Origin of the sequence: Lysobacter sp. ISL-50, from assembly GCF_018612875.1 — a bacterium.
Taxonomy (GTDB): domain Bacteria; phylum Pseudomonadota; class Gammaproteobacteria; order Xanthomonadales; family Xanthomonadaceae; genus Lysobacter.
Map to the genome: position 1 here is coordinate 468 of NZ_JAGGRI010000013.1, position 19,680 is coordinate 20,147.

The window sequence follows — 19,680 nt, forward strand, 5'->3', positions numbered from 1 at the left end:
CGCAGGCAGGTCCCACATTGGGCATCCTGCCCAAGGTGGGACCCGGCGCACGTCCATGTGCGCCGCCCTCCGGGTGTCCCTGGTCTCGCGAGTAACTAGCGACGCCGGGCAACGGCAAAAGCAAAGCTAAGCCGGAGCAGAGAAAAGCCAGAGCAAGGCCAGAGCAAGGCCAGAGCAAAATCTTGGCACTAGCAAGCGCTATGGCAAGAGCCACTGCAACGCAGGCTCCGCCATTTGCCGGAACGAAATGCAGCCGGCAAAAACGCTACATCAATCCAAGAACAAATCCGGCAGCAACGGCTTGCCCGGATCGACCGCGTACTTGCTGAAATCGGTCACCCCCGCCTCGCTCAACACCTCTTCGTCGATCAGGAAATGACCGTAGAAGTCCTTCGCCGGCCGCACCAGCACCGCGTGCACCGCGTCGGCGACGATTTCGGGTTTGCGGCAACGATCCAGCGGGACGCCGGGGATCAGGTTGAGAGCGTCCGTGGCGATGATGGTCCTCGGCCACAGGGCGTTGATCGCCACTCCGGTTGGACCGAACTCGCCGGCCAGGCCCAGCGTGACGAAGCTCATGCCCATCTTCGCCAAGGTGTAGCCGGTGTGCTGCGCCCACCACTTCACCTCCAGGCTCGGCGGCGGCGCCAGGGTCAGGATGTGCGGGTTCGGCGCCTGCTGCAGATACGGCAGACATGCCTGCGCGCACAGGAAACTGCCGCGCGAATTCACCTGCTGCATCAGGTCGAACCGCTTCATCGGCGTGTCCAGGGTCCCGCGCAACCAGATCGCGCTGGCGTTGTTGACCAGGATGTCGATGCCGCCGAACGCGTCCACCGTCGCCGCGACCGCGGCGTTGACCTCGTCTTCTTCGCGAATGTCGCACTTGAGCGCGAGCGCGCGTCCGCCGGCGGCGGCGACTTCGGCCGCGACGCTGTGGATGGTGCCCGGCAACTTGGGATTGGCGACCGAGGACTTGGCCGCGATCGCGATGTTGGCGCCATCGCGCGCGGCGCGCAGCGCGATCTCGCGGCCGATACCGCGCGAGGCGCCGGTGATGAAAAGGGTCTTGCCGGACAGAGTGCTCATGGGTTTGGGCCGTGATTGGGGAATCGAGAATCGGGAATCGGGAATCGGGAATCGGTCAAGCAAAAGCAGCGTCTCAATCCTAATCCCAATCCCGACCTCTGGCCGAGATCAGATCGACGACGCTACCGCTTTAAACGATTCCCGATTCCCAGCCCCTCAGGGCTTAGGCCCCTGCCCCTCGTTGTCTTCCCAATGCAGGATGCGCCGGGTCACGAAGCGGTATACCGGCTTGCCGGTCGCGAACCAGGCTTCGCGCACCCACGAGTGACGCTTGAGCACGCGCCGCTCCACCGGCGTCAACGCGTTCGCGCAGTAGGTGCGCTTGTGCTTGAGCAGATGGCGCAGGTCCTCGCGCGCGAGCAGGCGCATCCAGCGCGAGCGCGGGTCGCCGCGCACGGCGAGCTGGAAATCGATGATCGCCGGGGTGCCGTCGGCCAACACCAGCCAGTTGGCTTCCTTGGCCAGATCGTTATGCGCCAGGCCGCGCCGGTGCAGGCGCTGCAACAGGCGCCGGGCGAGCCGGAAATAGGCCAGATCGCCATGCGGCGGGCGTTGGTACATGGCCGCGCCTTCCATATAGCTGCGATCGAGCCGGCGGCCGTTCCAGCGCAACAGCTGCGGCGTCGCCTCCAATCCGCGCACTTGCTGCAGCGCGCGGGCCTCGCGCCTCGCCAGCCACCAGGCCGGCAGACGCAGCCACAGCGGCACGTGGGCCAGATCGCGGCGCACGAACAGGCCGCCGGCATCGCGCATCAAGGCGATGCGGCCGAAACTGTCGGCTTTCAGCGCGGCCACTTCGATTTCACTGACGTCGGACATCGGGGAAGTGTACTTCGGGCCCGGTCGGGGGCATTGGACGCAGGGTGTGGGGACTGCGGAACTCGCGGGCCCGCCGCGACTCGATTCATGGAGAGGGGCCCCTGTCCACGCCCCTCGCCCCGCTCCTGTCCCGTGCCCTCAGTCACGCCCACCAGTCACCCGCGCCACAGAATGCCCTGCCTATAATCGTCCGATGGACTCAGCCTGGCTAGAAAGCGCGACCGCATGGATCGCGGCCAATCCGATCGCGGCCGGCATCGTGATCTTCCTGATCGCGTTCTGCGATGCACTCATCATCCTCGGCATCGTGGTGCCGGCGCTGCCGTTGCTGTTCGCGGTCGGCACGCTGGTCGGCCTGGGCCACATCAACGGCCCGTACGCGCTGATCTGCTCGACCCTGGGCGCCTTCGCCGGCGACGGGCTGAGCTATTACATCGGCCACCGCTGGGGCCCGCAATTGCGCGAGCGCTGGCCGTTCTCGAAATATCCGCAATGGCTCGACCGCGGCGAGAATCTGTTCCGCCGCAACGGCAGCAAGGCCATTCTGATCGCCCGCTTCGTCGGCGCGATCCGTCCGTTCGTGCCGGCCATCGCCGGCATGCTGCGCATGCCGATGCGCCGCTACGCCTTGCCCAGCCTGATCGCCTGCGTCGGCTGGTCGGCGCTGTTCCTGGCCCCGGGCTGGGTGCTGGGCGCGTCCTACGACGCGGTCGCGGCGGTCGCCGACCGGCTCGCGGTGGTGCTCGGCAGTCTGGTGGTCGCGGTCGCGCTGGTGTGGGCGACCGTGCTCTACACCTGGCGCTGGTTCGCCAATCACGCCGACAACCTGCTCGCGCGCGCGCTTCGCTGGACCCGCGCGCATCCGCGCCTGGGCCGTTACGCCGCCGCGCTGATCGATCCGAACCGGCCCGAATCGGCGTCGCTGGTGATGCTGGCGGTATGCCTGCTGGCGATCAGCTGGATCTGGTTCACCCTGCTCGCCACCTTGCTGGCCAGCGGCGGGCCGCTGCAGATCGACCACACCGTCCACGAGTTCATGTGGACTTTGCGCAATCCGCTCGCCGACCGGATGATGGCCGCGCTCGCCGGCCTGGGCGATCTGCAGGTGCTGGCGCCGGCGTCGATCGCGGTGCTGGCGTATCTGGCCTGGCGCCGGCGCTGGATGGCCGCGGCGCATTGGGTCGGCGCGATCGTATTCGGCCTGGTGCTGACCTCGGTGCTGGAAGCGGCCATCGACATGCCGCGTCCGCCGACCGCGCCGGCCGGGTTCGGCTTTCCTTCCGTCGCGGTCACCATGACCACGATCGTGTTCGGCTTCTTCGCCGTGCTGATCGCGCGCGAACTGCCGGGACGGCAACGGGTGTGGCCGTACTTGCTGGCGGGCGTGGTCACGACCTTGGTCGGATTCGCGCGGCTGTATCTGGGCGCGCACTGGCCCAGCGATCTGGTCGGCGGCACCTTGTTCGGCATCGTCTGGCTGTTGCTGCTGGGCATCGCTTATCGCCGCCACGTGGCGCGTTCGTTCTGGATGCGGCCGCTGGCGTGGTTGTTCTACAGCGTGTTCGTGATCGCGGCCTTGTGGCATGCGCCGCGTTCGGCCGATGCGCTGCTGGCCAAGTTCGCTTCGGCCACGCCGACCACGGTGCTCGACGCGGCGCAATGGTGGCAACGCGACTGGACGCAACTGCCGGCGCAGCGCAACGAACGCGACGCGCGCCGGCGCTGGCCGCTGGACATCCAGATCGCCGGCCCGTTGCCGCCGCTGCGCGTGAGTCTGGAAGCGGCCGGCTGGCGCGTGCAGGAACAGGCCGACTGGCTGGCGACCATCGCGCTGCTCGACGACGACACGCCGCCGCGCGAGCAAGTCGTCCTGCCGGCGACGCTGGACGCGCAGGCCGAATCGCTGTTGATGCTGCGCGACGGCCCGACGCCCGACGTGCAATACGCGCTGCGCCTGTGGCCGGCGCCGTCGGTATTGTCCGACGGCACGCCGCTGTGGATCGGCACCACCCAGACCCTGCGCCTCAACCAGCCCTTCGGCGCGGCGGCGCTGTGGCTGCCGCAATCCGACGACGGCAACGCGCACGCGCAGGTGCGCCATGCCCTGACCGGTTTCACCATGATCCAGCAGGCGCATCCGAAGAACGGCGTGGAGGTGTTGCGAGTGCGTTCGCAGTATCGGCCGCCGGGCGATGCGCCCGCCTCGGCCCAACCTCAGGGCAACAGCGCCAGCAACTGATCCAGGCGCAGGTGCGGATCGTCCATCTGCAACAGCATCTGCCGTTGCGGCAACGACAGCGGCAACAGTTCGGCCAAGCGCCAGCCGACCCAGGCCGCGTCGTCCATGCACGAATGCGGGGCCTTGGCGTGTTCGCCGCCGGCTTGTTCCAACAGGCTTTCGAGCAAGGTCACCAGCAGCGAATGCTGCGGCCTTACGATTTCCTCGCCGTCGCCGGCGCACCACTGCACTTCGGCGACCTGCAGGCCGTTGTCGCGCACGCGCACGCGGCTGGCGTGGAAGCGGCGCGCGCCGCGCACGCGCAAGGTCAGCAGGCCGTCGTCGCCGGTGCCGAAGTCTTCGATCAAGGCCTCGGTGCCGTAGGCCGCGGCCGATGCCGGGTTGCCGACTTCGCTGCCGTCGATGATCAGGCACACGCCGAAGCCGCGGCCCTGGCGGCCGCATTCGCGCACCAGATCCAGATAGCGGCGTTCGAATACGCGCAGGCCCAGCGAGCCGCCCGGCAGCAGCACGGTGTGCAAGGGGAACAGTCCCAACGTCTCGGCGGCGGCGGTGTCGGCGGACATGGCCGCAGTGTAACCGCGAGGCGCGCGCTCACCCAGCCGGTCGCGACAGCGGAGCCTGCGACCGGCATCGCAGACCGAGTCGGGCGATGCGGTCGCCGATGGCGGCGGGCGCGTGGCCCGCGACGAAACGATCGTCAGCGCGCCGGCGATTCGCGCAAGGCGGCGAAGAACCGGCGCGGCGCGCCGTCGAAGCCGCCGTTGGACATGAACACGACGTGGTCGCCCGCGCGCGCGCGTTCGCGCAACGCCGCGATCAGCGCATCGGCGTCGGGCACGGTGACGCCTTCGCCGCGCAATCCGCCCACGACCTTGCCCGCGTCCCAGGCCAATTCGGGGCGATGCAGAAACACCACCGCGTCGGCATCGTTCAACGACGGCGCCAACGCTTCGGAATGCGCGCCCAGCCGCATCGAATTGCTGCGCGGCTCCATCGCCACCACGATCCGCGCCGAACCCACGCGCGCGCGCAAGCCGGCCAGCGTGGTCGCGATCGCGGTCGGGTGATGGGCGAAATCGTCGTACACGGTGACGCCGCCGGTTTCGCCGATCACTTCCAGCCGGCGCTTGACGCTGCGGAATTCCGCCAGCGCCGGCAGCACCGTCGCCACATCGACACCGACCGCGTTGGCGGCGGCGAGCGCGGCCAGCGCGTTCATCACGTTGTGGCGGCCGAGCAGCGGCCAGCGCACTTCGCCGATCTCGCGGCCGCGATGCACGACGGCGAAGGCGCTGCCGTCTTCGTGGATCATGCGCGCGGTCCAGTCGTAACCGGCCTTGCCTTCCAGGCCGAAGCGCTCGACCGGCGTCCAGCAGCCCATCGCCAGCACTTCGCTCAGGCGCTCGTCCTCGCCGTTGACGATCAGGCGTCCGCGACGCGGCACGGTGCGCACCAGGTGATGGAACTGGCGCTGGATCGCGGCCACGTCGGGAAAAATATCGGCGTGGTCGTATTCCAGATTGTTGAGGATCGCCACCAGCGGCCGGTAGTGGACGAACTTGCTGCGCTTGTCGAAGAACGCGGTGTCGTATTCGTCGGCCTCGACCACGAACTCGCGGCCCGCGCCGATGCGCGCGGACACGCCGAAGTCCTCCGCCACCCCGCCGATCAGGAAGCCGGGCTTGCGGCCGGCGGCTTCAAGCAGCCAGGTGAGGATGCTGGTGGTCGTGGTCTTGCCGTGGGTGCCGGCGACGGCGAGCGTGTCGCGGCCCGGCAGTACTCGCTCGGACAGCCACTGCGCGCCGGAGGTGTATTTGCGGCCGTCGTCGAGGACTTGCTCGACCGCGGGATTGCCGCGCGAGAGCGCATTGCCGACCACGATTTCGTCGCAATCGGCGGAAATGTGCTCGGGTTTGTAGCCCTGCTGCAGGGCGATGCCGAGTTGTTCGAGCTGGGTGGACATCGGCGGATACACCGCCTGGTCGCTGCCTTCGACTGCATGGCCGAGTTCGCGCGCGAGCGCGGCGACGCCGCCCATGAAAGTACCGGCGATGCCCAAGATATGTAGCTTCAAGATCCGAAGTCCTGGATTAACAGCGAATGCTCAACGTAGCGATTCCCGCTGGCGCCGACTCCCCCTCTCCCGCTAGCGGGAGAGGGATGGGGTGAGGGCGCGCGCAAGTCAACCGACAGCGAACTCATCATCCCGCAACGAGCCAGCCTTCGATACTCAGCGCGAATTCCAGACGATCGACGACGTACACGGGGAAGGCCGTCGGGCCCTCACCCCACCCCTCTCCCGTAAACGGGAGAGGGAGAAAAGCCAATCAGCCCACAACCGGAGCCGGCGACAACGCCTCGACAATCCGGGTAAACACCTCATCCAGCGACCCCACGCCATCGACCACGGTCAGGCGCCCATGCTGGCGGTAGTACTCGATGACCGGCGCGGTGACTTCGTCGTAGACCTTCAGACGGGTGCGGACCGCGTCCGGACTGTCGTCCTTGCGGCCCTGCTCGGCGGCGCGGCCGGCGATGCGCTCGACCAGCAGTTCGATCGGCACTTCCAGCTGCACGGCGAAGTCCATCGGCTGGCCGATCTTCTTCAGCAGCACGTCCATCGCATCGGCCTGGGCCAGATTGCGCGGGTAGCCGTCGAGGATGAAACCGCCGGCGGTGTCGGGACGCGAGAAGCGGTCCTCGAGCATGCCCAGCAGGATTTCGTCGCTGACCAGGTTGCCGGCATCCATCACCGCCTTGGCTTCCAGTCCCAGCCTGGTGCCGGCGGCGACTTCGCCGCGCAACAGGTCGCCGGTGGAAATATGCGGCACCTGCAGATGCTCCTTGAGCCGCGTGGCTTGCGTGCCCTTGCCGGAACCGGGCGCGCCCAGTAGTACCAATCGCATCAACATCGCTCCTAAGACACATGAAACCGTGGCGTCCGTGCGCCCTGGCGACGGACCCGGCCCGCCGGCCGCGCTTGAGGCTGGCCAGTCCGCGGGGCGGCGCTACACTCGAAGCTGCCAACCACCCGCCGGGCAAAATATTGCGGTCAGCTTACCGCAAACCGGCGCCAATCCTGGAATTCCCATGCCGACCGGAACCCCCGCCAGAAAGTCGCTCCGCCCCTCTTCGGGCAAGATCGCCGGAAACCTGCTTTACGCGCAATCCGGCGGTGTGACCGCCGTCATCAATGCCACCGCCGCCGCGGTGATCGAGACCGCCCGCGCCCGCGGGGTCAAGGTATTGGCCGCCCGCAACGGCATCCTCGGCGCGCTGCGCGAGGAGCTGATCGACACCTCCAAGGAAACCGCCGCGGCGATCCGCGCCCTGGGCCACACCCCGGGCGGCGCGTTCGGCTCGTGCCGGGTCAAGCTCAAATCGCTGGACGCCGACCGCGCCCGCTACGAGCGCCTGCTGGCCGTGCTCAAGGCCCACGACGTGCGCTGGTTCCTCTACAACGGCGGCAACGATTCGGCCGACACCGCGCTCAAGGTCTCCCAGCTGGCGGCCGAATTCGATTACCCGCTGACCTGCATCGGCGTGCCCAAGACCGTGGACAACGATCTGGCCGTGACCGACTGCTGCCCGGGTTTCGGCTCGGCGGCCAAGTACACGGCCGTGTCGGTGCGCGAGGCCGCGCTGGACGTGGCGGCGATGGCCGAAACCTCGACCAAGGTCTTCGTCTACGAGGCCATGGGCCGCCACGCCGGCTGGCTGGCCGCGGCCGCCGGCCTGGCCGGCGACGGTCCGGACGCCGCGCCGCACCTGATCCTGTTCCCGGAGCGGCCGTTCCAGGAAGCGGATTTCTTCGCCAAGGTGAAGGCCACGGTCGAGCGCGTGGGTTACTGCGTGGTGGTGGCCAGCGAAGGCATCCAGACCGCCGACGGCCGCTTCGTCGCCGATGCCGGCGGCGGCAAGGATTCGTTCGGCCACACCCAGCTGGGCGGCGTCGCCTCGCATCTGGCCGGGCGGGTCAAGGACGCGCTGGGCTACAAGGTGCATTGGGCCCTGCCCGACTATCTGCAGCGCTCGGCGCGGCACGTGGCGTCGAAGACCGACGTCGAACAGGCGCGCGCGGTCGGCAAGGCCGCGGTCGAATTCGCGCTCAAGGGCATGAACTCGGTGATGCCGGTGATCGTGCGCACCTCCGACGCGCCGTACCGCTGGAAGATCGAAGCCGCGCCGCTGAACAAGGTGGCCAATCACGAGAAGAAGATGCCGGCCGGGTTCCTGCGCAAGGACGGCTACGGCATCACCGCCAGCGCGCGCAAATACCTGGAGCCGCTGATCCGCGGCGAAGCGCCGCCGCCGTACGGGCGCGACGGTCTGCCGCAGTACGTGACACTGAAGAACACCGCGGTGAAACCCAAGCTGCCGCCGTTCGAGGGCTGAGCGTCGGCCGTGTCCAGCCGCGCGCCGCTGCTGCCGCCCCTGCGGCCCTGGATCGAACAGGTCTGGGTCAGCGCGCGCGCCGACGCGGCGCCGGCGCATGCGCGCGAGCATTCGCTGCCGAGCGGATCGATGCATCTGGCGATCCGGCTCGACGGGCCACCGCTGCGGTTGTACGCGGATGCGGACGATCGGGTCGGACGCGATTATTCGGCGGCGGTGGTGGCGGGTGTCCGGGCTTCGTACTGCATCAAGGACACCTCGTTGCCGGCCGCGTCGGTGGGCGCGGTGCTGCGCCCGGGCGCGGCGCTGGCGCTGTTCGGGGTGTCGGCGGCCGAGTTGGAAGGCCGCCACGTCGATCTGCGTGCGTTGTGCGGCGCACGCGCCGACGACTTGTACGAACGCCTGTCCGCCTGCGCCGATCCGCGTCGCCGCCATGCCTTGTTCGAACGCTTCCTGCACGCGCAACTGCGGCCGGTGCGCGGGCTCGACCCGCAGATCGCGCAGGCGGTGAGCAGTCTGCAGCGCAGCGCGCCGGCGTTGCAGGCAGCGGCGCGATTGGAAGCGATCGTCGTCGATGAAGATGACGACGACGACTTGCGCATCGCCGCGCTGGCCCGGGCCAGTGGCCGCAGCCATCGCTGCTTCATCGCCGGTTTCCGCGATCTTGCCGGCCTGGCGCCGAAGCGTTATGCGCGGGTGTTGCGTTTCAAGCGTCTGCTCGCCGCGTTATCGGCGACGCCGCGGCCGCAGTGGGCGCAGTTGGCGGTGGATGCGGGGTATTTCGATCAGTCGCATCTGATCCGCGAGTTCCGCCGCTTCGCCGGGGTGAGTCCGAGCGAGTATCTGGCGGCGGGGGCGGCTTCGGCGCATCACTTGCCGGTGGGGTGCGGCGATTTGAGCCGAAAGCATCGGGGCTGAAGCCCCTCCCACAAAAGCCGCCCCTCCCCCGCGAGAAACTTCGAGGTCTTTTGTAGGAGGGAGCTTCAGCCCCGATGCTGTTCGGTCCGACGCCGCGATCTGAAAGAAAAGCATCGGGGCTGAAGCCCCTCCCACAAAAAGCCACCCCTCCCGCGAGTACTTCGAGGTCTTTTGTAGGAGGGAGCTTCAGCCCCGATGCTGTTCGGTCCGACACCGCGATCTGAAAGAAAAGCATCGGGGCTGAAGCCCCTCCCACAAAAAGCCGCCCCTCCCGCGAGAAACTTCGAGGTCTTTTGTAGGAGGGAGCTTCAGCCCCGATGCTGTTCAGTCCGACACCGCGATCTGAAAGGAAAGCATCGGGGCTGAAAGCCCCTCCTACAAAAAGCCGCCTCTCCCACACCCGGTAAATTTCGTCCAATCCACAGCGCCAACGACACCGCAGACTCGCGCTCACTTCCCACACGGAGCCCCTTCATGGCCGTCCACGAATTGTTCTCCTACCTGTGCGTGGCCGACGCCCAGGCCGCGGTCGAGTTCTACTGCAAGGTGTTCGAGGCCAGCGAGAAGTTCCGCCTGGTCGAACCGGGCGGGCGCATCGGCCATGTCGAGCTCGACCTGGGCGGCACCACCCTGATGCTGTGCGAGGAATTTCCCGAAGTGGACATCCGCCGCCCGCAGCCTCAGGGCGGCCACAGCCACACCCTGCATCTGCACGTGGACGACGCCGACGACACCGTCGCCCGCGCGGTCGCCGCCGGCGCGCGGCTGACCATGGCGCCGCGCGATCATTTCTACGGCGAACGCTCGGGCACGGTGATCGATCCGTTCGGCCATCGCTGGAACATCGGCCACAGCATCGAGGCCCTGGCGCCGGAGGAAATGCAGCGCCGCTACGCCCTGGACCCGGATTGCGCCGGCGCCGAAACCGCGTCCGACTGAAGCCCGCCGGGGCCGGACGATAGCGCCCGGCCGGCCCGCCGCGGCGCGTGGCCGGCGGTCGCCGCATCTGTGCGCCGCGTCGCCTAATCCCGCCCTGCGGGGCGGGACAGCCACCGAAAAACGTTGAATCGCCCACCCGATTGCGGCAATCTGCCGCCGTCGGCGTTCGTGCGGGATCAGAGCGCAGGGACGCAACGATTCATCATTACAGGGAGTCCTTCATGAAAGGCAAGTTTCTGGTTCCGTTGGTGCTGCTGATCCCTTCCGTCTCGGCCGTCGCCGGCCAGTGCGAAACCAATTTCGTCAAGAAGGGCAACATGATCACCGGCACCGAGTACTTCACCTCGGTCCAGGTCAGCGGTCTGTCGGCGGCCAGCGCCATCGGCCAGGTCCGCAACGCGGGCATCGCGCGCAACATGGTCGTGCTCGACGAAGACCTGAACGCCGGCACCCTGGTGCTGGAAGAGCCGTCCACCGCGATGAGCCGTCCGCTGCCGCTGCAGGTCACCGCCGACAACAGCGGCACCGTGACCGCGTCGCTGAAGCTGCGCAAGGCCTCGGTCGGCCATACGGAAGAAATCAAGAAAGGCATCTGCGAGATGATCGGCTCGCTCAAGCCGGGCAAGACCGCGCCCTCGCGCGCCGCCGCGCCCAAGCCGCTGCCGACCGTGATCGACGCGCCGCGCCTGGCGCGGGAAATCGAAGCGCAGGCGAAGGAAAACGCCGCCGTGGTCGCCGACCGCTACAAGGGCCGCATGTACACGGTGAAGGGCTCCAACGCTGGCGTCAGCGACGGCAAGAACGGCCGTTACTACGTCACCTTCCAGGCCACCACCTCGCTGATCCCGGGCTTGGCCGGCAGCGATCGCGAGCTGTTCGCCACGCGCGTGCGCTGCCTGCTGCAGCCCAACCAGAAGGCTTATGCGCTGACCTTGCGCGCCAACGACCGGATCCAGCTCACCGGCACCTTCGATGAGTACAACGACACCGACTTCGTGGTCGAGCTCAAGGATTGCGTCGGCATCAAGTAAGCCGGCGCTTACGCAAGAAACGCAGAGGGCCGCGAAAGCGGCCCTCTTGCTTTATCGAAGCATGGAAGCCGCCGCGCTCAGCCGCCGCAGGCCTTGCCTTCCACCGTCATCGACGCGGCGAACATCGGCACCGCCGCCAGTTTGCTGGCCGCGGCCTTTTCTTTTTCTTCCTGCAGATACAGGCGCGACTTGCCTTGCGCGTCCAGCGTCGGCGGCGCGATCGCGGCCGGCTTGCGCCAGATCCGCACCACCGCCTGTTGCTGCGCGCAGGCCGCGCTGGAGACCCGGATCAGATCGTTGAACAACCAGCCGCCGGCCACGGAGGGTTGCGCCTTGGCCGCATCGACGAAACGCGCGCGCGGCTGGCAATTGGGGCTGGTGCGCACAACGGCGAATTTGTACGGCTGCGCGGCTTGGCCGGTGAACGCGCCCTCCAGGCGCGCGCAGGCTTCGGGAATCTGCCGCAGCGTGCGCACCTCGCCGACCGGCTGAGCCGGCGCCGCGGCATCGCGCTTGATCTCGGGCGCCGGATCGGCGGCGGACACCGGGGCGGCGGTCAACGCCAGGGCGCTGAACAGGCTGACACTGACTAGGACGGGGACGTAACGCATCGTCGGCTCCGGTTCGCAAGGCCGACGCAGCCTCGCACGCAGCGGCTGAACCGTCACTTCACCCCAGCCGCGCGGGCGTTCGCGCGGCAACGAAGAGGCCAGCGACGATCCATTTCCTGCGCATGACGGCTCCTTCTCGTTGGCGGCTGCGGCGAAAGCCGGCGGCACGTCGCGGCCGCCGGCGCGCACGGCTCAGTCGATCGGCACCGGGCACTGCTTCTGCACGCAGCAGGCCCAGCAGTAGGCCTGAGTGCCGCCGCCCTGCTTGCACTCGTAGATGCACTGCGCCATTTCCGGGGTGATGCTCGCGCTACCGGCGAAGGCGGTCACGCCCAGGCCCATGCCGAACAAAAACACGCAGCCCGCGATCAGCTTCTTGCTCATTCGTTTCTCCCCAATCGTTTGAAGTTCGACGGAACATCCTGTCCTGCACTTCAAGCGCGCGGGCGCCGGATCGCATCGCGACTCGGTGCCCGGCGCTCGGCCGCGGATGCAGCGCTCCGCGGCGCGCGCCGCGCCGGTCGTGGCGATTCCATGACCTTGCGGCACGCGCTGCGATCTAAGCCGCGTGCCGCGGCAGTGTCAAACCGGCCCGCCATGCGCGGGTGGACGCCGGTGCGCACGCTCGCGCGGCCGACCGCGCGACCGCGCGCGCACCCGCGTCCCGGCCACGCATTCAGCCTCAAACCACTCCCGCGCAGAGACGCAGGTCAAGCCCGCGCCGGGATCGAGTCGGGAACAAACCCGACGGGTTCCGTGACATGGGTCGCAAGCCCGCATCGAAGGTCTCCGCGGCCCCGGCGCGTCAACGGCGCGTGGTTTCGTCGGCCCAGTGCCTATGCCATAGTCGGCCCACGCCGTGTTCGCAGCACGGCGTCGCTGCAATGCAGCACGCGCAGCGCGCGGGACGCGATTCCACGGCACATCGGCCAACGAGCGAATTCGCGGCTTACAACTCGATCCGTTGTCCTGTGATGTCCACTTTCTAACTCGGGGAGGGGTTCATGCTGGAGCAGTACGGTTTGATTCTGGCGCTAGGCTGCGCCGTCATCGCGATCCTTTACGGCATCGTGTCCGCGCGCTGGATCAGCGCTCAACCCGCCGGCAACGCACGCATGCAGGAGATCGCCGGCGCGATCCAGGAAGGCGCACGCGCCTATCTCAATCGCCAATACACCACCATCGCCATCGCCGGCGCGGTGTTGTTCGTACTGATCGGCATCTTCCTCAACTGGCATACCGCGATCGGCTTTCTGATCGGCGCGGTGCTGTCGGGCGCGGCCGGCTACATCGGCATGAACGTATCGGTGCGCGCCAACGTGCGCACCGCCGAAGCCGCGCGCAAGGGCATGGGCCCGGCGATGGACGTGGCGTTCCGCGGCGGCGCCATCACCGGCATGCTGGTGGTCGGCCTGGGCCTGCTGGGCGTGGCCGGTTACTGGCTGGTGCTGGCCAAGATGGGCGTCAGCGGCGAGAAAGCCCTGCACGCGCTGGTCGGCCTGGCGTTCGGTTCCTCGCTGATCTCGATCTTCGCCCGACTGGGCGGCGGCATCTTCACCAAGGGCGCCGACGTCGGCGCCGACCTGGTCGGCAAGGTCGAAGCCGGCATTCCCGAGGACGACCCGCGCAACCCGGCGGTGATCGCCGACAACGTCGGCGACAACGTCGGCGACTGCGCCGGCATGGCCGCGGACTTGTTCGAAACCTACGCGGTGACGGTGATCGCGACCATGCTGCTGGGCTCGCTGATGGCCAGCGAAGTCGGCGGCAACGGCGTGCTGTATCCGCTGGTGCTCGGCGGCGTGTCGATCATCGCCTCGATCATCGGCGCGTTCTTCGTCAAGGTGAAAACCGGCGGCTCGATCATGGGCGCGCTGTACAAGGGCGTGATCGTCTCGGCGGTGCTGGCGGCGATCGCGTTCTATCCGATCACCACCGAGCTGATGCGCGATTCCAGCTTCGGCGCGATGAACGTCTACGGCTGCGCGCTGATCGGCCTGATCCTCACCGGCGTGATCGTGTGGATCACCGAGTACTACACCGGCACCCAGTACGCGCCGGTCAAGCATGTCGCGCAGGCTTCCACCACCGGTCACGGCACCAACATCATCGCCGGCCTGGGCGTGTCGATGAAATCGACCGCGCTGCCGGTGATCGCGGTGTGCGTGGCGATCTGGGGCTCGCACTACCTCGCCGGCCTCTACGGCATCGCCATCGCCGCGACCTCGATGTTGTCGATGGCCGGCATGATCGTGGCGCTCGATGCCTACGGCCCGATCACCGACAACGCCGGCGGCATCGCCGAGATGGCCGAGCTTCCGCCGGAAATCCGCGCCATCACCGATCCGCTGGACGCGGTCGGCAACACCACCAAGGCGGTGACCAAGGGCTATGCGATCGGTTCGGCCGCGCTGGCCGCGCTGGTGTTGTTCGCCGATTACACGCACAACCTGCAGGCCGCGCATCCGGGCGTGGTGTTCAACTTCGATCTGTCCGACCACATGGTCATCATCGGCCTGTTGATCGGCGGCCTGATTCCGTACCTGTTCGGCGCGATGGCGATGGAAGCCGTCGGCCGCGCGGCCGGCGCGGTGGTCGAGGAAGTGCGGCGTCAGTTCCGCGACATTCCCGGGATCATGGAAGGCACCGGCAAGCCGCAGTACGACAAAGCCGTGGACATGCTGACCAAGTCGGCGATCAAGGAAATGATCGTGCCCTCGCTGCTGCCGGTCGCGGTGCCGGTGGTGATCGGCCTGCTGCTGGGTCCGAAAGCGCTCGGCGGCCTGTTGATCGGCACCATCGTCACCGGCATCTTCGTCGCCATCTCGATGACCACCGGCGGCGGCGCCTGGGACAACGCCAAGAAGTACATCGAGGACGGTCATCACGGCGGCAAGGGCTCCGAGGCGCACAAGGCCGCAGTCACCGGCGACACCGTCGGCGACCCGTACAAGGACACCGCCGGCCCGGCGATCAATCCGCTGATCAAGATCATCAACATCGTCGCGCTGCTGCTGGTGCCGCTGTTGCCGGTCGGCGGTCTGAACGCGTCCGACGCCGGCGCGCCGCCGCCGATGCCGGCGTTGACCGCGCCGGTCGACAGCTCGGTCGGGTCCGACGTAGGCAGCGAGCCCGCGACCGAAGCTCCGGCCCCGGATGCTAGCGCTTCGGCCGCCGCCAGCGGCGATGCGAACGCGAGCGGCAGCGACGCCGCCTTGTCGCAGCGCAGCGCCAAGCTCTACTTCGACGTCGGCAAGTCGCAGCCGCCGGCCAATGCCGAAGCCGATCTGGCCGGCGTGGTCGCCGCGCTCAAGGACGACGCCAACACCAAGGCGCGCATCTCCGGCTTCCACGACGAAACCGGCAGCGCCGCGACCAACGCGGAGCTGGCCAAGAAGCGCGCGCAGGCGGTGCAGCAGTGGCTCGAATCGCAGGGCATCGTGGCCGACCGCATCGTCCTAGACAAACCGGCGATCGCTGTCGGCGGCGGCGACGCCAAGCAAGCGCGTCGGGTCGAGATCACCGTCGAGTAACACCGGCGGCGCAAGCTGCATGCGACGACGGCGGCTTCGGCCGCCGTTTTCGTTTTCGGCGTTGCTGTGGGAGGGGGCTTTAGCTCCGGTGCTGTTCGATCCGGCGCTGCGATCTGAAAGAAGAGCATCGGGGCTGAAGCCCCTCCTACAAAAGACCTCGGGGGATCTGCTGTGGGAGGGAGCTTTAGCCCCGATGCTGTTCGATCCGGCGCTGCGATCTGAAAGAAGAGCATCGGGGCTGAAGCCCCTCCTACAAAAGACCTCGGGGATCTGCTGTGGGAGGGAGCTTTAGCCCCGATGCTGTTCGATCCGGCGCTGCGATCTGAAAAAAGAGCATCGGGGCTGAAGCCCCTCCTACAACAGATTCTGAAGCATGCGCAGGTTGTAGCTATGATTGCGCCGAGTCATTCGGGCTCAACGCCCGCATTCATCACGGGGCTCACAGGAAGGACTCGATGAAAACGAACTATGGATGGCTGTTGATGTTCGCGCTGATCGCCGGCGGCTGCTCGCGCTCTGGCGTCGATGCGAACCCGTCGGGCGCGGCTTCGAACGCGGACATGGAAGCGAAAACCCTCACCCAGGCGCGCGCCTCGGTCGATCCGCAGCTGATCCGCCAGCAACGCGACGGCACGCCGGTGCCGGTGCCGCCGCCGGGCACGCTCGATCTGGTGCGCTATCCCGCCGCGGCCGGCGAGTTGGCCGCCTATCTGAGTCCGCGTCCCGCGCAGCCGGGCAAGCATCCCGCGATCATCTGGATCAGCGGCGGCGACTCCAACACCATCGGCGACGCGTGGACGCCGCAGTCGCGCGACAACGATCAAAGCGCGATGGCGTTTCGCCAGGCCGGCGTGGTGACGATGTATCCCTCGCTGCGCGGCGGCAACGACAACCCCGGGGTGCGCGAAGCGTTCTACGGCGAAGTACAGGACATCCTGGCCGCGGCCGATTATCTGGCCAAGCTCGATTTCGTCGATCCCAGGCGCATTTACCTGGGCGGGCACAGTACCGGCGGCACCCTGGTGCTGCTGGTCGCCGAAACCGATCCGCGTTTCCGCGGCGTGTTCGCCTTCGGCCCGGTCGCGGACGTGTCCGACTACGGCGAAGGCATGCTGCCGGTCGCACTGGACAACGAAGCGGCGATCCGCCTGCGCTCGCCGGTGCATTGGACCGCATCGATCCGCAGCCCGGTGTTCGTGTTCGAAGGCGACCACGACGCCAACACCGAAGACCTGCTGCTGTTGCGCAAGCTCAATCAAAGCCCGCAGGCGAAGTATTTCCTGATCCCGCGCGCGACCCACTTCAGCACGTTGGCGCCGGCCAACGAGTTGATCGCGAAGAAAATCATCGCCGATCGCGGCGAGCGCAGCGATATCGGGTTCAGCGAGGCGGAGCTTTCGCAGTTGCTTCCGTAAGCGACCGCGGCCGATCGCTCGGACTATGCGTGAGCGCGGCCACTGCGCTCACGTTCCGCGCCTGTCGCAAGGCGCGGCGCCCTTACGGGCTTCAAGATTCAAAAGCCATGCGCGCGACATCGAACCAAGGCGTGCACAGGGTCTGCTGACGTTCGACCACGGCGAACGATGCGCGCCAGAGTTCGACATCGCCGACCTGTTCCGGTGAATTGAAATCGGCATCGGCGAACGCGGCCACGCCCAGGCACCAACGCAATCGCTTCGGCGCCTGCAGAACGGGCAACGCGAATTCGAAATGCCCGTTGGATTGCGCGCCCGCCGCGAGCTTCGCCGCCAGCGGCGCGGGCGGCGATACCGGCGCCGGGCGCGGCAACGGCAAGGCGATGTGTTCGAGCACGATATCGTCGCCGACGCTGCGCAATGTCGGCGCGGCGATCGCGCCGGCGCTCTGCCGGCCGCTCGCGACGGCATGGCGATTACCGCGATCGAACACCGCCAGCGCCTGCGCGCCGGTGTTGCGCACTCGGTAGTCCACGCGCAGCACGCGCTTGGTTGGATCGTAGGCGAAGGATGCGGACAGCTCGGCGCCCTGCCCTTGCACCTGGGTTTTCGCCGCGGCGGCCGGTGAGGCATGGGTGGAAGCAGACATGGTTCGGCCGGGCTCCGCGGCGAAACAGGGAGACGAGGCTGCCGCGACTGCGGCGAGCAACGCGATGGGGAAACGGGATGCAGATTTTTTAAGTTTCATACCGCGACTCGGATAAAGGGAAACGGTACTGTTTTTGTAGGAGGGGCTTCAGCCCCGATGCTGTTCGGTCCGACACCGCGATCTGAAAGGAAAGCATCGGGGCTGAAGCCCCTCCTACAAAAGACCTCGGGGGCCTGCTGTGGGAGGGAGCTTTAGCTCCGATGCTGTTCGGTCCGATGCGGCGATTTGAAAGGAAAGCATCGGGGCTGAAGCCCCTCCTACAAAAGACCTCGGGGGGCCTGCTGTGGGAGGGAGCTTTAGCCCCGATGCTGTTCGGTGCGATGCGGCGATCTGAAAGGAAAGCATCGGGGCTGAAGCCCCTCCTACAAAAGACTTCGCTGCGGCTGTGCTCAGAGCGAGTAGCTCGGCCGGTCCGGCAAGCCGAGTTCGCCGCGCAGGCCGTTCTCGGTCAGATGGTCGGGATTGGCCGTGGTCTTGGGCGTGCTCGGATCGCCGTCGAAGTCGTAAGCCGGCGCGCTGGTTTCCAGGCCCACCGCCTGACGTTCGGCATTGGGCACCTGGCCGTTGTCCGGACCGGTGCCGCGGTACGTGCCCGGCTGGAAGCTGCCGTTGACGCCGTTATAGGAATGCGACATCTCGTGATACAGCACCACCACCGGCGCCGGGAATTCGGCCATGTGGAACGAGGGGTTGTAGCTGATCTGCACGTCGCCGCCCTTGCCCGGCTTGCCGTTGACGATGTCGGCGTCGTTGCTGAAGGTCTGGGCGTAGCCGTTTTGTTCGTTGGCCAGTTCCTTGATGGTCACGGTGTTGCCGCGCGCGGCGGCCTTGTCGAATTCGGCCAGCATCTGCTGCCCGTTCGGCGAGCTGCGCAGGAAATCGATCTCGGCGCCGACGCGCTGCTTGAACGCATCCGAGCCTTCGATGCTCACGCCCTTGCTGGAGCTGATCTCGACGTTGATGACCGTGTTCTTGGCGCCGCTCGCGGCGTTGATCAGATCGGCCGCGGTCTGCGCGTAGACGGTGTCGGTGCCGGATTGGTTATCGACCGTGTCCTTGCCCGCGCCAGTGTAGACCGCGTCGTCGCCTTCGCCGCCGCGCAGCGTGTCGTCGTCCAGGCCGCCGGACAGCATGTCCTTGCCGGCGCCGCCGTCGAGCGTGTCGCTGCCTTTGCCGCCTTCCAGGAAGTCCACGCCGTCGCCGCCGGCCAGGCGATCGACGCCGTCGCCGCCATAGACCACGTCGTCGCCGCTGCCGGCGTCGAGGCGGTCGTCGCCGCTGTTGCCGAACACATCGTCGCGGCCGGCGCCGGTGCTGATGTCGTCGTTGCCCAGGCCGCCGTCGATGCGATCGGCGCCGGCGCCGGTGGCGATCTTGTCGTCGCCCGCGCCGCCATCGACGACGATATTGACCTTGACGTTGGAGGCGACGTTGATGGTGTCGTTGCCGGCGCCGCTGCGGATGGTGAGCTCCTGATTTTCGCCCAGGCGTACTTCGTATTTCTCGCCGTTGACGCCGACATCAAGGGTGCCGTCGTCGCGCTGGGTGATCTGCACGTCGTCGTTCTTCGCGCCGGTGCTCAGCACCACCTGGTCGGTGCTGACGTAGGTGCGGCCGCCGCCGGCATCGGCCAGGGTCTGCTCGCGCGCGATCGAGACTTCGGTGCCCTGATGCAGCGGATCGATCTGCACGGTCTTGCCGTCGGGCGTGCTGCCCTGGCTGCGCTGTTGCGGATTGGTGTCGGTGCCCTCGATCCGGACCGCATCGCCCGCCGCCGCGCTTTGCGCCGGCGCCAGCAAGGCGGCCGGATCGGCGGTCACTGGCGGCTGCGGATCGAGCAGACGGCTCGGGTCGTTGGCGGCCGGGTTGTCCCAGTAGCTGTCGGCCGGGGGCGGCGCGGGACGGGTGGCATCGAGCTGTACGGACATGTCGGACCTGCGATGGACGGAGTTCGAGGCTCCATAGATACGCAGACGTAT

General features: G+C 67.6%; 16 protein-coding genes and 1 pseudogene. 8 read left to right on the top strand and 9 right to left on the bottom strand.

The features are described 5' to 3' along the window. Positions 1–270 precede the first annotated feature (270 nt). Positions 271–1,089: an NAD(P)-dependent oxidoreductase gene (locus J7J50_RS08270; protein WP_215055626.1), complete on the bottom strand. Its 819-nt coding sequence runs from the start codon at positions 1,087–1,089 to the stop codon at positions 271–273. 156 nt (positions 1,090–1,245) lie between these two features. Then, the gene (locus tag J7J50_RS08275; RefSeq protein WP_215055627.1) at positions 1,246–1,908 is read right to left on the bottom strand and encodes a serine/threonine protein kinase; all 663 of its coding nucleotides are present in this window, start codon (positions 1,906–1,908) and stop codon (positions 1,246–1,248) included. A 193-nt stretch (positions 1,909–2,101) separates the two neighbouring features. On the opposite strand from J7J50_RS08275, the gene J7J50_RS08280 reads away from it, so the two are divergent. Beyond that, positions 2,102–4,147, top strand: a complete 2,046-nt coding sequence (locus J7J50_RS08280) for a bifunctional DedA family/phosphatase PAP2 family protein (RefSeq protein ID WP_215055628.1) — start codon at positions 2,102–2,104, stop codon at positions 4,145–4,147. Here the strand turns inward: J7J50_RS08280 and J7J50_RS08285 are convergent. From J7J50_RS08285 to J7J50_RS08295, 3 genes are all read right to left on the bottom strand, one after another. Further along, positions 4,123–4,713, bottom strand: coding sequence for an LON peptidase substrate-binding domain-containing protein (locus J7J50_RS08285; protein ID WP_215055629.1), 591 nt, complete (start codon positions 4,711–4,713; stop codon positions 4,123–4,125). The two genes, J7J50_RS08280 and J7J50_RS08285, sit on opposite strands and share 25 nt — an antisense overlap. Before the next feature lie 134 nt (positions 4,714–4,847). Next, positions 4,848–6,227, bottom strand: a complete 1,380-nt coding sequence (gene mpl, locus J7J50_RS08290; protein ID WP_215055750.1) for a UDP-N-acetylmuramate:L-alanyl-gamma-D-glutamyl-meso-diaminopimelate ligase — start codon at positions 6,225–6,227, stop codon at positions 4,848–4,850. A 250-nt stretch (positions 6,228–6,477) separates the two neighbouring features. After that, a complete protein-coding gene (locus tag J7J50_RS08295; protein ID WP_215055630.1) occupies positions 6,478–7,056 on the bottom strand; it encodes an adenylate kinase in 579 nt (192 codons plus the stop codon). Between the two features lie 184 nt (positions 7,057–7,240). Here J7J50_RS08295 and J7J50_RS08300 point away from each other — a divergent pair, with 184 nt between their 5' ends. The 4 genes from J7J50_RS08300 to J7J50_RS08315 all read left to right on the top strand — a co-directional run bounded on the left by J7J50_RS08300 (position 7,241) and on the right by J7J50_RS08315 (position 11,433). Next, positions 7,241–8,545, top strand: coding sequence for a 6-phosphofructokinase (locus J7J50_RS08300; protein WP_215055631.1), 1,305 nt, complete (start codon positions 7,241–7,243; stop codon positions 8,543–8,545). 9 nt (positions 8,546–8,554) lie between these two features. Further along, the gene (locus J7J50_RS08305) at positions 8,555–9,463 is read left to right on the top strand and encodes a helix-turn-helix domain-containing protein (RefSeq protein ID WP_215055632.1); all 909 of its coding nucleotides are present in this window, start codon (positions 8,555–8,557) and stop codon (positions 9,461–9,463) included. Positions 9,464–9,937: 474 nt separating this feature from the next. Further along, positions 9,938–10,402, top strand: a complete 465-nt coding sequence (locus J7J50_RS08310; protein WP_215055633.1) for a VOC family protein — start codon at positions 9,938–9,940, stop codon at positions 10,400–10,402. A gap of 221 nt (positions 10,403–10,623) precedes the next feature. Beyond that, a complete protein-coding gene (locus J7J50_RS08315) occupies positions 10,624–11,433 on the top strand; it encodes a hypothetical protein (protein WP_215055634.1) in 810 nt (269 codons plus the stop codon). 77 nt (positions 11,434–11,510) lie between these two features. On the opposite strand, the gene J7J50_RS08320 is transcribed toward J7J50_RS08315, so the two are convergent. Together J7J50_RS08320 and J7J50_RS08325 are read right to left on the bottom strand one after the other, a co-directional pair. Further along, positions 11,511–12,044, bottom strand: a complete 534-nt coding sequence (locus J7J50_RS08320; RefSeq protein ID WP_215055635.1) for a hypothetical protein — start codon at positions 12,042–12,044, stop codon at positions 11,511–11,513. Between the two features lie 192 nt (positions 12,045–12,236). After that, positions 12,237–12,428, bottom strand: coding sequence for a hypothetical protein (locus J7J50_RS08325; protein ID WP_215055636.1), 192 nt, complete (start codon positions 12,426–12,428; stop codon positions 12,237–12,239). A gap of 620 nt (positions 12,429–13,048) precedes the next feature. Here J7J50_RS08325 and J7J50_RS08330 point away from each other — a divergent pair. The 3 genes and pseudogenes from J7J50_RS08330 to J7J50_RS08335 form a co-directional block, all read left to right on the top strand. Next, positions 13,049–15,073 (top strand): annotated as a pseudogene (locus J7J50_RS08330) (sodium-translocating pyrophosphatase); the annotation flags it as partial. 45 nt (positions 15,074–15,118) lie between these two features. After that, the gene (locus tag J7J50_RS24745; protein ID WP_251044014.1) at positions 15,119–15,577 is read left to right on the top strand and encodes an OmpA family protein; all 459 of its coding nucleotides are present in this window, start codon (positions 15,119–15,121) and stop codon (positions 15,575–15,577) included. A gap of 455 nt (positions 15,578–16,032) precedes the next feature. Continuing rightward, positions 16,033–16,992: a prolyl oligopeptidase family serine peptidase gene (locus J7J50_RS08335; protein ID WP_215055638.1), complete on the top strand. Its 960-nt coding sequence runs from the start codon at positions 16,033–16,035 to the stop codon at positions 16,990–16,992. A 91-nt stretch (positions 16,993–17,083) separates the two neighbouring features. On the opposite strand, the gene J7J50_RS08340 is transcribed toward J7J50_RS08335, so the two are convergent. After that, the gene (locus J7J50_RS08340; RefSeq protein ID WP_215055639.1) at positions 17,084–17,641 is read right to left on the bottom strand and encodes a hypothetical protein; all 558 of its coding nucleotides are present in this window, start codon (positions 17,639–17,641) and stop codon (positions 17,084–17,086) included. Positions 17,642–18,090: 449 nt separating this feature from the next. After that, positions 18,091–19,629 (bottom strand): M91 family zinc metallopeptidase, encoded by a 1,539-nt coding sequence (locus J7J50_RS08345; protein WP_215055640.1) that lies wholly within the window; start codon positions 19,627–19,629, stop codon positions 18,091–18,093. Between the last annotated feature and the right edge of the window lie 51 nt (positions 19,630–19,680).

Excerpts from the sequence above, each read along its gene's own strand:
- J7J50_RS08270 (WP_215055626.1), bottom strand. The coding sequence starts at position 1,089 with ATGAGCACTCTGTCCGGCAAGACCCTTTTCATCACCGGCGCCTCGCGC.
- J7J50_RS08275 (WP_215055627.1), bottom strand. The coding sequence starts at position 1,908 with ATGTCCGACGTCAGTGAAATCGAAGTGGCCGCGCTGAAAGCCGACAGT.
- J7J50_RS08280 (WP_215055628.1), top strand. The coding sequence starts at position 2,102 with ATGGACTCAGCCTGGCTAGAAAGCGCGACCGCATGGATCGCGGCCAAT.
- J7J50_RS08285 (WP_215055629.1), bottom strand. The coding sequence starts at position 4,713 with ATGTCCGCCGACACCGCCGCCGCCGAGACGTTGGGACTGTTCCCCTTG.
- J7J50_RS08295 (WP_215055630.1), bottom strand. The coding sequence starts at position 7,056 with ATGCGATTGGTACTACTGGGCGCGCCCGGTTCCGGCAAGGGCACGCAA.
- J7J50_RS08300 (WP_215055631.1), top strand. The coding sequence starts at position 7,241 with ATGCCGACCGGAACCCCCGCCAGAAAGTCGCTCCGCCCCTCTTCGGGC.
- J7J50_RS08310 (WP_215055633.1), top strand. The coding sequence starts at position 9,938 with ATGGCCGTCCACGAATTGTTCTCCTACCTGTGCGTGGCCGACGCCCAG.
- J7J50_RS08315 (WP_215055634.1), top strand. The coding sequence starts at position 10,624 with ATGAAAGGCAAGTTTCTGGTTCCGTTGGTGCTGCTGATCCCTTCCGTC.
- J7J50_RS08320 (WP_215055635.1), bottom strand. The coding sequence starts at position 12,044 with ATGCGTTACGTCCCCGTCCTAGTCAGTGTCAGCCTGTTCAGCGCCCTG.
- J7J50_RS08325 (WP_215055636.1), bottom strand. The coding sequence starts at position 12,428 with ATGAGCAAGAAGCTGATCGCGGGCTGCGTGTTTTTGTTCGGCATGGGC.
- J7J50_RS24745 (WP_251044014.1), top strand. The coding sequence starts at position 15,119 with ATGCCGGCGTTGACCGCGCCGGTCGACAGCTCGGTCGGGTCCGACGTA.
- J7J50_RS08335 (WP_215055638.1), top strand. The coding sequence starts at position 16,033 with ATGAAAACGAACTATGGATGGCTGTTGATGTTCGCGCTGATCGCCGGC.
- J7J50_RS08340 (WP_215055639.1), bottom strand. The coding sequence starts at position 17,641 with ATGTCTGCTTCCACCCATGCCTCACCGGCCGCCGCGGCGAAAACCCAG.
- J7J50_RS08345 (WP_215055640.1), bottom strand. The coding sequence starts at position 19,629 with ATGTCCGTACAGCTCGATGCCACCCGTCCCGCGCCGCCCCCGGCCGAC.